Source organism: Bartonella bovis 91-4 (genome assembly GCF_000384965.1).
GTDB lineage: Bacteria > Pseudomonadota > Alphaproteobacteria > Rhizobiales > Rhizobiaceae > Bartonella > Bartonella bovis.
The window spans coordinates 1342091-1355655 of record NZ_CM001844.1 but is presented as its reverse complement, the minus strand read 5'-3'; the positions used below and the strand labels follow the sequence as shown (position 1 = coordinate 1355655).

Sequence of the window (13565 nt, the reverse complement as noted above, 5' to 3'; positions counted from 1 at the left end):
AATTGATCTATAGATATAACAAATGGCAATATTGATATCTCTGTAAATATTCCCACAAAAATTTTAAAATCTTATCCTGGTGTTGGCCACGTTTTTGTCAACTCTTGCCTTCCTAAATTTTTAGCGGGAGGAATTAGTGGTATAATGCGCTCTTATTACGTCTATCGCCTCCTGGTTATCTTCGACTAAATGAGAGCTTACTTTATTTACACATAATTCAAAATAAGAGGCTTTCTACTTTTCGTTAAAAAACAACCTCTGTAAGTTGAAAACTGTTTTTATTGCCAATTTTTTGAAATCACTTTATGAGTTTAAAAGTGTGTTGATCATATACGCAGCAATCAAAAAGGGATTCAAAAATCCCTAAAATTCAAGTGCAAAGATTAACTCACTCTATGGTTTTCCCCGCGATTCCGGGAGTTTTTGTGATGTCCAGGTGCTATGGCACTAAAAGCAAAAAAGCTGACTCGAATTCAGTGTTTTGACTCCCGGAATACCAATGCGAGGGCGCTCGCTACCCGGCGGGGGGATAGAAGTGCAAAAAACATGAATGCATCATTATTCTTTACTTTATTCGTACATCATTCAAAATAAGAGGCTTTCTGCCTTTCGTTAAAAAACAAACTCTGTAAACTGAAAAACTATTTTATTGCCAATTTTCTGAAAATACTTTATAAATTAAAAAGTGTATTGATCGTGTACGCAGCGATCAAAAGGGATTCAAAACCCCTTACAATTCGAGCACAGAAATTAACCCATTATTATATGGGGTTCCCGGGATTCCGGGAGTTTTTGTGATGTCCAGGTGCTATGGCACTAAAAGCAAAAAAGCTGACTCGAATTCAGTGTTTTGACTCCCGGAATACCAATGCGAGGGCGCTCGCTACCCGGCGGGGGGTTGATCTAGAAGTGCAAAAAAATCCTCATAATGACATTTTTGTAGGCAAAAAAATCCGATATAGAAGAAGAATGTTGGGAATGTCTCAAAAAACATTAGCTAACTATTTAGGTATAAGCTTTCAACAAATCCAAAAGTATGAAAATGGGTTTAATCGTGTAGGAGCTGGGCGTTTAAAAGATATTGCTGATATATTTGATGTTCCTATTTCCTTTTTTTACCCTAATACCGCAACAAAAGAAAATACTTCCTGCCATCATGATGAAATTATATCTAGCAGAGAAGAATACCTACTTTTAAAAAATTTTAGAATTCTTACACCAGTAAAACAGAAAGCAATTTTAGAATTAATTTCTGATCAGAAGTAAAACTTTTTAAATTATAATATAACGCTACACTTTCTCATAAGTATTCATGAGAACTTCTAAAAACTCCTCATGGCGATAACGGTTCTGTTTAGTCATGGCCATGGTGCAAAAACGATTAATGGCAACCGTGCTGCTCTTTAATATTGAGTTTTAATATTGCTCTGTGCATCATCTGGCTTATTCATGGTTTGGATAAGCAGTTGTTTTATCTGTTTCTCTACGCTTGGTAGTGTGTAAAGCAGATGCAAGCCATTCAAGCTGGCAGTGGAATTGCTGCTCAATAGGTTAAACAGCAATAATTATTTCAAGAGTTGGTTGCTAATAATACTAATCTTGCAAAAAAGTCACACAGTAAACAAAATTGAATATAGAACGAAAAATAAGACAGAATAAGAAAATATCCCCCCAAAAAATATATTATATAGACAATAAATATGCATTTTAAAGTAATTCCATAAAATTAAAATATGAAAAAGTTTTGTACAACAAAAGCTTTAAATCTTTTTTCTCTGTTTTTTTTATTTATCGGTATCTGTCGTGTTCTTTTTGTGGATACATCTCTTCTTTCTGCACCTTTAGATGTTTCAAAATTCCTTAAGGATCTAGTAGAGTCACTACAACAACTATTTAATCAATTGCAACCAATATTGTACATAGGTACCTTGCTTTTCTTTTTGGCATTAAAGGGTGTTCAGTTTTTTCGTACCGTTAAATCTCTTGTACGGCAAAAAGTTGATCCTATAAATTTTGTGTGGGAAATTGCCAAGCTTATTTTTGTTATTGGGATTTTTGTTATTTTTTTGGAATACTCACAAAAATGGAGTATGGCTGTTATCAATACTGTATGGGAGGAAACTATCCAAGAAATTGGGGAAAGTAAAAATTTACTTGCCGGAAAACTCTTTGGAGAGACCATTCGTCTTACTGATATTATTCTCAATGAGTATACTTTGTTTTCATTACCTGGTGCAGAGAAAAGTTTTTGTGTTCTAATCATTCTTCTATGTTTTGGGTTCGTTGAAGTTTTGATGATTTTTACGGTTATTACAACGTATATTGTAACTAACATACCTATTTTGTTTATAAGTGTTAGTGTTTTTCAGTATATAAGAAAGACTATAATGGCGTTTTGTTGTGTTGTTTTTATGCACACAAAACTATTTATATTTACAGTTTTAGTGTTTGAAATTACTGAGTCCGTAGTGAAGTGGCAGGAGGTTTATAATGGTTCATCTGCGTTAATATGGATAATGGCAAACGCATTAACATACGTAATTTTCATAAAAATTGCTCCAAAATGGGTTGTATTTATGATTTTGAAATCAAGTAGTGGTGCTATTTCAACTATTAAAGAAATGGTCTATTCCGCAGAAACTGTAATCACTGAAGCCGCTGCAGATGCAGCAGCAGCGGCTGCGAGAACAAAAAACCGATGAAGTCATAAGCGATAGTATGAGAACTATGGGAATCGCGAGAGGAACAAGCAGTGCAATGGGAGATGATGTGGGAGGTATGAGAAGCGATAATATTATCAACGCCTCTCGAATGACGGGCAATTTTTTCAGGCAAGAAAACAGGCCTCAATCTATGGGAGCCTCTGTTAAACGTGAAGCAGCTACAGCTGATAACGTTGCTCCTAAAAGTATCAAAACTCTAGCGGCCATTTCTGTTCCCGGAATGGAAGATGCAGCTAATCTTAGTTTAAATACACCACCGTCTTCTCTGAAAGATGCCCTTCTGCAGGAAGCTCGTGCTTATTATAATCTTAAGTCCAATGAAACAGAAACAGTTGATAGTGCTGAGGGTACAATTCCAGTTGAACTAGATGAGAAGGATAAATAAATGATAAAAGATTTTATGATTTTTGTACCTGTATCTTTTACAGCTGTATTTTTATTTTATGGAATAGAGAAAGTTTTAAGAAAGACACGTTTCTCAATTTATCTGGATAAATTAAAGAAACACTGGCCTAAGGAAAAACCTCCTCTTTATGTTATTGTCTACTTTTCTGTATTTTTCTGGCTAACCATATTTAAAAAGTAAAAGAGGCTTTAGCCTCTTTTACTTTTATTTAGCAACTTGAACTTTTTTAAAATTCATGTTCAAGATCTGTATTAACAGGTTCTTGTGAATAAAACTTTTCAGCATCCGCTTGAAATACGTTTTGACAATTTTTAGATTTTGCAACTCCTCCACATTTAGCGCCATCCATTCTTTGAGCAATTCGTCATCTTTTAAAATTCTTCTATGGTATATGTTTTTCACAACCAGCAATGGTTAATCCTGCGGTGAGTACTACCCGTGCATAATAAAAGGATTTTGCTCATCTTTTTCCTCTTTTAATAGTTTACTGATTTCTCCTCCAAGATGGGGTGTTTAGTTTTATATTATATATGCTTTATACAGCAGATATTTATCAATAATAATATTAAATTAGATGTTTGAATCTAATAAGTTTTATTCTCAATTTAGCTGATGATTTTTCAAGTCTATGGAGTTTTTTGTTAAAATGACTAGTATTTCTTTTTAAAACTATCCATGAGGTATTAACTGGGTTCAAATAACTATAGGGATTTTTTAAAAAAGCATCTCCTGCTATCGGCATTATTCTTAAAAAAAAACGCGTTCAATAATTCATTGGCTTGGAAGATATCTTGCGTGATATGATTGCTCAAAAGTGGTTAGAAAGATGAAAATCAAGATTACCTTTGAGGGATTAATTGGTTTTGGGGTGAGAAGTGTGGCGGCTTAAGAAAGCAGATGACAAAAAAATGATCTTGAGATAAGAAGTAAAAAAATAAAAAGCAGGCACAAGACGGTAAAAATATAATATAAATAGATAATCATGAAAGAACTCACCCATATTGATCCTATAATTACCCATTATGATGCTGTATTTTGTGATGTTTGGGGGGTTTTGCACGATGGTGTGCGTGTTTTTGATTCAGCTGTGAAAGTTTTGCAAAAAATGCGCAAGGTGGGAAAAAGCGTTATTTTGCTTACCAATTCACCCAGACCACGCGAAGATGTTATAGCCCAATTGCAAAGAATGAAGATTGCAAGTGATTGTTATGACGCAGTCATCACTTCAGGTGATGTGACGCGTGATCTCATTTTGAGCGCACCGCAGAAAATTTTTTTTATTGGTCCGCAACGTGATTTGGCTTTATTTAAAGGGTTAGCATGTGAGCTGGTTGAAGAAGAGAAAGCTTGTGCAGTTGTTTGCAGTGGCTTTTTTGAAGATTTTGGAGAAACCCCACAGGCTTATGAAAATATGTTGCGTCGCCTACAAGCACGCGATTTACCTTTTATTTGTGCTAACCCTGATATCACTGTTCATTACGGGGATCAAACACTTTGGTGCGCTGGTGCATTGGCACAGCTTTACCAACATTTAGGTGGTGAGGTTCGTATTGCGGGTAAACCCCACGCACCTATTTATGAATGTGCTTTTGAAAAACTAAAAAACATCCGTGGAACAATAGAAAAAAGCCGGATTTTGGCTATTGGGGATGGCATTTTGACCGATGTTAAAGGTGCCATCGATTTTGGTATTGATGTCCTTTATATTTTGGGTGGGATCCATTGTCATGACTATACGCACAATGGTGTGGTCAATGAAGAAGCTTTGCGTTCTTTTCTTGACCATTATGGTTATCAGCCACAAGCGATAATGTGGGCACTTCAGTAATGGCTAATTTTTTGCGTCTTCAAGGATACAAAGAGATTCCTGAAGATTTACGTGGTGCAGTTTTAGCTATTGGGAATTTTGATGGGGTTCATCGTGGTCACCAGGCGGTGTTGCAAAAAGCACTAGATTTAGCACGTGTAAAAAACAAGCCAGCTCTTGTGTTAACATTTGAGCCGCACCCAAGAAGTTTTTTTCAAGGTTCAGCTTGTGTTGATCGTTTGACTCAGGCAACTGAAAAAGCTGAAATCTTCAAAATTTTGGGTTTTCGTGGCGTGATTGAAGAGCCTTTTAATGCACAGTTTGCTGCTCTTTCAGCCGATGAATTTATTAGCGTTGTTTTAAAACAAGCTTTTGATGTTTGTGTTGTGGTAACGGGGAATAATTTTCACTTTGGTCGAAAAAAAAGTGGAAATGCGCAGTTTCTGCGTCAAAAAGGAAAAGAATGTGGTTTTGAGGTTGTTCAAGTTCCTTCTTTATGTACCCCACAGGGGGAGGAAATTTCTTCTAGCTTTATTCGCCAACTTTTATCACAAGGGCAGGTGGAAAAAGCAGCTCATTTATTAGGGTATCATTATCGTGTGCGCTCAAACGTTACACATGGAGAAAAGCTTGGTCGATCTTTGGGTTTTCCTACTGCTAATCAGGTGTTACCCTCCCAAACTGGCTTAGCACATGGTGTTTATGCCGTACGATTGCGCCGTTCTAGTGGTGTTTTACATGATGGTGTTGCAAGTTTTGGCTGTCGCCCAACAGTTGTTGATGGTGGAGCACCACTTTTAGAAACTTATTTATTTGATTTTGCCGACGATCTTTATGATGAGAGCTGTATAGTTTCTTTTCTACAGTTTTTACGAGCGCAAAAAAAATTTAATGGACTAGAGCCTTTAAAAAAACAAATGCAATACGATGAAAATGAAGCAAAAGCGATTTTAAAGACAATTCAACCGCTTTCATTATTGGATCAGTTACTGACTTTTAAAAAAACATCATGATCCGATCTAAAAAGGAAAAAAGAATCGCAAAAATGGAACTTAAACTAATGATGAGAATAAAAATATATTCCAAAACGTTATAGAAAAGGTGAAGTTTTCGTTTATAGGTAGGGGAATCAGCGGTTGGAAGATCAGATTTCATCATTGTTTTTGTCTTTACTGCTTACATAGCTTCATGTTTTATAATAAGCAGATTTAATATTTGTTTCTTTCTGTTTTGTTAAAACACAAGATTAAATACGCGCTAAAGAACAAAGATGAATTGAGCGTGTACCGTAGCAGCAATAGGCGAGAAGAGGAAGTGGCGCTGTTTTTAAAATTGTTTGCATAGCTTTAATGTGAAATTGTTCTATGGTTGAAGGTGTAATAGGAATATAATGAGCTTGTATTCCATATTCATGAGCAGCTGCTTGAATGGTGGCAAAATCAGGCTGCCCAGGCTCTTCTTGATCGGGCCGGTTGCAGACAATAGTTTTAAATCCAGTTTTTGCGAGTGTTTTGATGTCTACAACACTAATTTGAGCACTGACAAAAATACCATCTTCAATTTGCTGCAACTTCATTTTTATTTATCCTTGAGCACACTATCTATAATGCTCTTTTTGTTTAGTGCTTTTGAATGATAGTCTAATTAAATAGACAGTTGTGATAAATAAAATTTTTATGAACGACTTGAGCTTAAATAAAAATGTTTGGCCCTATCTAGAAAGATGAAAAGACTAAAAACACAGTTTACTACATAAAGCACTGTCGTTTATTATATTTTATAAGTATGTTTTAAATTGTTGGTTACATTTTATGAAAAGAATAATGTACTAAAATCAAGATCAAGTTAAATAATAAGCGCTCTTATTGTAAGGTCATTAATAGGGACGTTATAATAAAAATGCTTAATCTTTGAAAAAATAATATCGATAAAATTACTTATAAAAAAGTAAATTAAAAAAACAAATCCGTCTGAAATGCCTTAGGAGCGAAAATTTTTGCACAAACTTTTAAGGTAACAATTACCTATTAACAATGCAGTTTGAATAAAAGAAAATATATTCTTCTCTTCTTTAATTCTATAAACTACTTTTTAAAGTCTATAGACTTTCTTTACTTAATATAACACCTCTATTCGACTGCTCAAAATAGCTCAGATTTTGCTATGGATGTAAAGAGCTTATGATGAGCTAATCTCAATAAGACTTTATTGAATGTCAAGCACCAAAGCTACAACAATAATAGCATTAGCAGTAATAATCAGTGTTGAATAAAGCATGGCAGTTTTTACGATATCAGTCATAACAAATCTCTCATTGTTTTTAGAAACCTTTCGCAGTTTCTTATTGTATCAATGTATATTCACAAAATGTTACGAGTTGTAATATACGCTGATATCAAACATTCGGCAAGTTTAAAATTATTTTTTAAGACAATGGGGGCATGATGTGCTTTGCGTTATAGTTTATAGGAGGTAAAAGGTTGTTATATTGGTGTGTAAATTTTTAAGTATGTAAAAATGGGGTGGTCACAACATTATTAATTGTATAGTTACAACACCACTTTCACACAAGCTTTATCACTTAAAGTTTGTGACAAAAAATACGCTAAAGAGTTCTTTCAAGTTCTTTTGGCAAGGGGGACTGAATGTGATTGTTTAAGGAGAAAAATGTGCAGCGTAGTCCGGTTACCGATATTGGAGACCAGAATCAATTTTCTGGTCGAGATATTGTGTTTGCGATGGGAATTATTATTATTCTTACAGTTCTCTTTTTGCCTGTTCCTGCCTTTATTTTAGATTTGGGGCTTTCTTTTTCCATTGCATTTTCTGTTTTGATTTTAATGGTTTCGTTGTGGATTCAGCGGCCACTTGATTTTTCGGCTTTTCCAACAGTTTTATTAATTACGACCTTATTGCGCTTATCACTTAATATTGCGACAACCCGTGTTATTTTAACTCATGGTGATGAAGGCTATAAAGCCGCAGGAAATGTGATTCACGGTTTTTCGCAATTTGTGATGGGGGGGGATTTTGTTATTGGTCTTGTTGTTTTTGCCATTATTATTATCGTCAATTTTTTAGTAATCACTAAAGGTGCAACGCGTATTGCTGAAGTGGGGGCACGTTTTACTCTGGATGCTATTCCAGGAAAGCAAATGGCTATTGATGCTGATCTTTCATCAGGCCTTATTGATGAGAAAGAAGCACAACGTCGCCGTCTTGAACTTGAAGAAGAAAGTTCCTTTTTTGGGGCAATGGATGGGGCATCAAAATTTGTGCGCGGTGATGCTATTGCCGGGCTTATTATTACGGCTGTTAATATTATTGGGGGTATTGTTATTGGTGTTACACGCCATGGAATGACATTATCTGGTGCGGCAGATGTTTTTACTAAGCTTTCAGTGGGTGATGGTCTTGTTACACAGATACCGGCTTTGATTGTTTCTTTGGCAGCAGGCCTTTTGGTTTCTAAAGGGGGCACCCGTGGTACAGCTGAAAAGGCTGTTTTGGGGCAACTTGGAAGATATCCTAAAGCCCTCTTTGTATCCTCTCTTCTTTTATTGATGTTAGGGGTGATGCCTGGTCTGCCAGCTGTTCCTTTTATTCTTTTATCTTTGCTTATGGCTTCAATTGGTTATTCTATTCCAAATCGCTTACGCAAAGAATCTCTTGCACAAGAAGCTCAGTTGGCACAAGATTCTCAAAAGGTTCAGCAGGAAGAAAGTCAGTCTCTTAAAGAATCACTTGAAACAATGCGCATTGAAATTGCCATGGGCAAGCAATTGTCTAAACATTTATTATCGCAAAAAGTTGAGTTGGCTAACCGTGTTGCAAAAATGCGCCGTAAATTTGCACAAGAGTATGGTTTTGTTATTCCTGAAATACAGATATCAGATGATTATAAGGTGCCGGCAAAAAGCTATTGGATCAAATTGTACGGCACAGTTGTGGCATCTTACGAAATGCGTATAGGTGAGGTTCTCATTATGCCGAGTAATAAACCTATTCCCAATATTCCAGGTGAGCAAGTGTATGAGCCAGCTTTTGGTATGCGTGCTTTTGCAACCTCAGAAACATTTCGCTCTGAATTAATGCGTGAAGGTTATATGGCGATAGATAATCTTTCAGTATTATTGACACATTTGAGTGAAGTTTTACGCAATAATTTAGCGCAATTATTTTCTTATAAAGATATGCGCATTCTTCTTGAGCGTTTGGGTAGCGAATATCGTAAATTGTTGGAAGAAATTTGTCCTGCGCATCTTTCCTATTCTGGTTTACAATCGGTTTTAAAGCTTTTATTAGCAGAACGTGTCTCCATTCGCAGCTTAAATCTTATTTTGGAAGCGGTGGCTGAAATTGCACCCCATGTACGGCGTTCTGATTTGATTGCTGAGCATGTACGGTTGCGTCTATCGCAACAAATTTGTGGTGACTTGTCTGAAGGTGGTGTACTCCAGGTTTTACGGATGGGAAATTACTGGGATCTTGCTTTCCACAAGGCTTTAAAACGTGATGCAAAGGGTGAAATTATTGAATTTGATATGGACCCTGTTGAACTTGAAAAATTTGGAACCGAAGCAACAGCTATCATTCGCCAGTATATGGAAAAAGCGGTGCGTTTTGTACTGATCACATTGCCTGAAACGCGGCCTTATGTTCGCATGATTATGGAACGTCTTTTCTCGACGTTGCCTGTTCTTTCTCATGCAGAAATTGCTCGTGGTGTTGAAGTAAAAACATTAGGTGTCATCTCTTCACGGGAGAAGAGTTGATGTCATTGACGTCTTTATTACCTATGACGTCTTTGCCAATTGACCAGTTGGTTATCATTGCCATGTTAGTTTTTGCTCGGGTAGGAGCTTGTTTGATGTTTATGCCAGGCATATCAAGTTTACGTATTCCTATGAATTTCCGTTTACTGCTTGCTATTGCTTTTTCATTTGTTATGCTTCCTCTTGTCGTCGATTTTTTTAAAGAACTTGGCGATAAACCTGATATTGCAATCCTTACACGTGCTTTATTTTCTGAAATGCTTATTGGCGCTAGTTTGGGGGTTATTGCTCATGTTTATCTGTGGGCATTGCAATTTATGGCAACGATTATTGCAATGTCTATGGGGTATTCAGGTCAACCTGGCCATAGTGTGATTGACTCAATGCCAGAAACTCAAATTGCCCATTTATTTGTTTTAGCTGCTGTTATGCTTTTTTTTGCAAGCGATTTGCATATGGTGGTTATTCGTGGTCTTTTGGCTTCTTATGATGTCGTCACACCATCTTTTGTTCCAAATCCGGAAGCCGCTTTGATTGATTATCGTGATGTTTTATCGCGAGCATTTTTAACCACACTATCTATTGCGGCGCCTTTTATTACTTATGCGATTTTGATCAATATTGGGATTGGATTAGTAAATAAATTAACACCTACCATTCCGGTTTATTTTATTTCGTTGCCTTTTGTTGTCGCAGGGGGAATATTTCTACTTTATTTCTTAATACCCGAGCTTTTACATTTTTTTAGTTTAGAACTTCAAAATTGGCTCAATAAGGGACCTTAAAAGTGCAAAAAAGCAAACGCTACCATAAGCTTTTCAAAATACAAAGTTTTATGAAAGCTTATCATAAAATTGAATTGGAAGGTTTAAACAATCAGCTTTCTGCTTGTGAGGAGGAGACGCGAACACTTTTTTCCTTAATGGAGAAAGAGGGAGCTCCTGATTTTTGGGATGCCAGTTTTTTAGCACGGCGTTTACAATGTATAGCCAAAACAGAAAAACAGCTTCGAGGACAAATTGTGCAAAAAAAACAAATTGTGCATGAAGCTTCTAGCCGTTTGCAACGGTTAGAAGAAAAGTGTAAAGAGGTTCAAGTTATAGAAGAACGTCAACAATTTAGTAATATGCTCGAAGATTATGTTGCAGATAAAATGGTAAAAGACGTCAGTTTGACGTAAGTTTGATACTCTATAGTGCTTAAATATTATAAGATTTACTTTGTTTTAGAAAGCTATTGAAAGAATAAAAAAAATCCTATGTTCTTAGAATATAAATTACAAAGAGAAGCGAGTGGTAGTTAAAAAGAGGAAACATATGGCACTTTAACTGCTTTACATAGTGTTTTTGTGTTGATCCACGCGGGGTGATTTTTTAGTTATTGTGTTTTGTTAAGAAATACATTACGTGCAAAAAGCTGTACGCACACAAGTTATTGTGTACAAGGGGAATACTTTTGCTCAAAGTGAATAGAGACCATTTCTATGAAATTACAGAGAATTATATATTGTTGTCTTTAAGACGAAATTAAAAATTTAAAACAAAAAAAAGCAAATGGAATTAAATAAAGGGGAAGCTCATGGCTATTCAGCCACCTTCAGATATTGTTCTTGATGTTGCACGCGCAGCTGATCCACTTGAGTATCGCGCTTCTGTTGAAAAATTGCGCAATTTACGCAACACAGCATATACACAAACCACAACTGCACCCCAAAAGAACAACTTTACTCAGTTAGTGCATGCTGATTACAAAAGCTCACTCAGTGTAACGCACCACGAATCTCAACAGGTGCATATAAAACCGCAAACTCTAGAAAACAAAAATGCTGAAGCCTTTAAAAACTTTGAAGCTTTTATACTGCAGACTTTTGTTGAAAATATGTTCACAACTGAGATGCAATCTATTTTTGGAAAAGGGCAGGCAGGGCAAATTTGGAAATTTATGATGGCTGAACAATTGGCTAAAGAATTTGCTGTATCTGGAGGGATTGGCATTGCGCAAATGTTGATTTCTGAACAGGCTAAAAGAGAAGAGGGGTCATATAATGGAGAGAGAAACAGAATAAATGCTACCCATTAAAGAGCACCATTTATAATTTAATGTGATCGTTCATGAAATGAGCTGATCTGACACATTAATATCGAACACAAACTATTTAAATTTAATATGACAATTGATACCGTTAAAGGGGAATAAAAATGTCTGTAGCGCAATGTAATGATGAAAATGTTGCATTAAAAACAAAAGTTCTCAACAATGATCTGATTGGTCGTGATTGGGCAATAACAAAATTTATGGCTGCTGTTAAAGGGCTGACAGAAGTGGTTGATTATGAAAGCAATATGCTTGAAAGCCACGGTATTCCAGATTATGAAGAGGTTAATTTACGTAAAACACGTGGTCTGCGTGATCTTAATCAGTCAATGAAAGATGTTATGCGCTATATGGATCAAGATGTTGCAAGTAAAGTGGAAAGCTTGCTATCCGATTTACAGGAAAAGTTGCTGCGCAATAGTGAATTACTTCAAGTGCATTTAGAGGCTGTTAAGGAACTTTCTCAAATTATGCAAACAGCTGCTCGCGCAGAAGAAACAGATGGAACCTATGACCCTGTTTTAGTCAATGCTGGAAGTCGTAAATGATTAAAATGATTGCGATGGGGGTATGGGGATGTTTGGTGGCTCTGAGCACTTTGATGCTAAGTGTCAAAGTGAATGCTGTAAATCCCAATATTTCAAAAGTGTCTGCTCCCGTCGCAGAAGAGATTAGTCCTGGTCAGACAGAAGTCATTAGCGTTCCCATTTTAGTTGAGGGATCTGTCCAAGGTTATATAATTTCACAATTAACTTATCTTATAGATAAGAAAGTTGAGCAAGAAATGTCTTTTCCTTTAGGGGTATTGATTAATGATGCTATTTTTAAGTGTTTTTGGGACAGTTATTCAGATGTGCGTGCGGTTGAGAAAATAAAATTTGAGACGGTCAAAAAACAGATTATAGATGAAGTTAATCAGCATTTTCCAACGCCTGTTTTGAAAGATTTGCTTGTGAAACAATTTAATTATCTTCCAGCTGATAAAGTGCGCGATATGAATCATACATGATAGCAATATTTACACTATAGCCTGAGAAGCTTTTTTGAAGCATAAAGTTTTAAAAGGTTGTACTTTAAAAGTTTTTTTCTTGAAAGGTTTCTTGCGGAAATTATTAGTGCTAATTTTGTATTGAATATGTCTACTTTAATGAGTCCACGCGGGGTGAGGGGGGCGTGTAAAAAGAACGGCTTATTTTATTGTCAACAAAGCGGCTTTTTATTAAGCACCCTTTGTTCCTTATTTTGCATCCTTTTTATCTTTCAAACGTGATGCTGTTAGTTCATTTTTAGTTGACGAATGCAGTTCGTCTTTTAATGGGATAATGCGTGTTTTAGTGGGTGAGTCTTTTTTGTATTCGTGCATTATTGAGTGCATTCATCAAATGACTTGTATTGGTTTCTTCATCGGAGTGGTTTTCAAAAATGCATTTATCCAATTCAATTCCAAATTCTTCTGATGACATAATGAGCTGAAAAAAGGCTTGTACACCTTCATTTGAAAATTCCATATGAAGCAAGATTTTTGGTGTAGTGTCCCAATCTAATTCATAACTGGCATTACGGGCAAAACGCATGGTATGCGGGTAAAAACGCAATTCTGTAGCGCTTTCAATAAGTTCGGAAAGATGGTTAAAACGTTCTGTGTGGATACAGGTAATTAAGTCACCTACGTCGATTAGTCGCAATTCTGGAATAAATTGCGCTACTTGTTTTGCCAGCACCATTTCACGGATTTCAGTTATATAATTTTTTTTCATTTT

At 35.9% G+C, this 13565-nt stretch carries 14 protein-coding genes; 12 read left to right on the top strand and 2 right to left on the bottom strand.

Translation table 11 applies throughout. From position 1 onward, the window contains the following. The first annotated feature begins 969 nt into the window (after positions 1-969). The 6 genes from BBBE_RS05865 to BBBE_RS05840 all read left to right on the top strand — a co-directional run bounded on the left by BBBE_RS05865 (position 970) and on the right by BBBE_RS05840 (position 5949). On the top strand, positions 970-1266 hold the full coding sequence (locus BBBE_RS05865) for a helix-turn-helix domain-containing protein (RefSeq protein ID WP_244428363.1): 297 nt from the start codon (positions 970-972) through the stop codon (positions 1264-1266). A gap of 548 nt (positions 1267-1814) precedes the next feature. Then, positions 1815-2702 carry a TrbL/VirB6 family protein gene (locus BBBE_RS05860; RefSeq protein WP_152023208.1) on the top strand — a complete coding sequence of 296 codons (888 nt, stop codon included), beginning with the start codon at positions 1815-1817 and terminating at the stop codon, positions 2700-2702. Further along, on the top strand, positions 2665-3108 hold the full coding sequence (locus BBBE_RS05855; protein ID WP_152023207.1) for a hypothetical protein: 444 nt from the start codon (positions 2665-2667) through the stop codon (positions 3106-3108). Before BBBE_RS05860 ends, BBBE_RS05855 begins: the two co-directional genes overlap by 38 nt. Continuing rightward, on the top strand, positions 3109-3309 hold the full coding sequence (locus BBBE_RS05850; RefSeq protein ID WP_022708731.1) for a hypothetical protein: 201 nt from the start codon (positions 3109-3111) through the stop codon (positions 3307-3309). An 802-nt stretch (positions 3310-4111) separates the two neighbouring features. Then, entirely contained in the window at positions 4112-4957 is an 846-nt protein-coding gene (locus BBBE_RS05845) for a TIGR01459 family HAD-type hydrolase (protein ID WP_010701615.1), read from the top strand. Next, on the top strand, positions 4957-5949 hold the full coding sequence (locus BBBE_RS05840; RefSeq protein WP_010701614.1) for a bifunctional riboflavin kinase/FAD synthetase: 993 nt from the start codon (positions 4957-4959) through the stop codon (positions 5947-5949). The genes BBBE_RS05845 and BBBE_RS05840 overlap by 1 nt, the downstream gene beginning before the upstream one ends. Before the next feature lie 233 nt (positions 5950-6182). Here BBBE_RS05840 and BBBE_RS05835 read toward each other — a convergent pair whose 3' ends face one another. Then, on the bottom strand, positions 6183-6512 hold the full coding sequence (locus BBBE_RS05835; RefSeq protein WP_010701613.1) for a protein tyrosine phosphatase family protein: 330 nt from the start codon (positions 6510-6512) through the stop codon (positions 6183-6185). A gap of 1162 nt (positions 6513-7674) precedes the next feature. On the opposite strand from BBBE_RS05835, the gene flhA reads away from it, so the two are divergent. The 6 genes from flhA to BBBE_RS05805 all read left to right on the top strand — a co-directional run bounded on the left by flhA (position 7675) and on the right by BBBE_RS05805 (position 12814). Next, a complete protein-coding gene (gene flhA, locus BBBE_RS05830; RefSeq protein WP_244428362.1) occupies positions 7675-9711 on the top strand; it encodes a flagellar biosynthesis protein FlhA in 2037 nt (678 codons plus the stop codon). Then, positions 9711-10496, top strand: coding sequence for a flagellar biosynthesis protein FliR (fliR, locus tag BBBE_RS05825; RefSeq protein ID WP_022708727.1), 786 nt, complete (start codon positions 9711-9713; stop codon positions 10494-10496). Before flhA ends, fliR begins: the two co-directional genes overlap by 1 nt. 2 nt (positions 10497-10498) lie before the next feature. Continuing rightward, on the top strand, positions 10499-10891 hold the full coding sequence (locus BBBE_RS05820; RefSeq protein WP_010701610.1) for a hypothetical protein: 393 nt from the start codon (positions 10499-10501) through the stop codon (positions 10889-10891). A gap of 398 nt (positions 10892-11289) precedes the next feature. Then, the gene (locus tag BBBE_RS05815) at positions 11290-11790 is read left to right on the top strand and encodes a rod-binding protein (protein ID WP_010701609.1); all 501 of its coding nucleotides are present in this window, start codon (positions 11290-11292) and stop codon (positions 11788-11790) included. A 119-nt stretch (positions 11791-11909) separates the two neighbouring features. Beyond that, positions 11910-12353 (top strand): flagellar protein FlgN, encoded by a 444-nt coding sequence (locus BBBE_RS05810; protein ID WP_010701608.1) that lies wholly within the window; start codon positions 11910-11912, stop codon positions 12351-12353. Then, positions 12350-12814 (top strand): hypothetical protein, encoded by a 465-nt coding sequence (locus BBBE_RS05805; RefSeq protein ID WP_010701607.1) that lies wholly within the window; start codon positions 12350-12352, stop codon positions 12812-12814. Before BBBE_RS05810 ends, BBBE_RS05805 begins: the two co-directional genes overlap by 4 nt. Before the next feature lie 322 nt (positions 12815-13136). On the opposite strand, the gene BBBE_RS05800 is transcribed toward BBBE_RS05805, so the two are convergent. After that, complete coding sequence (locus BBBE_RS05800) at positions 13137-13562, bottom strand: hypothetical protein (protein WP_010701606.1); 426 nt, start codon at positions 13560-13562, stop codon at positions 13137-13139. Positions 13563-13565 lie beyond the last annotated feature (3 nt).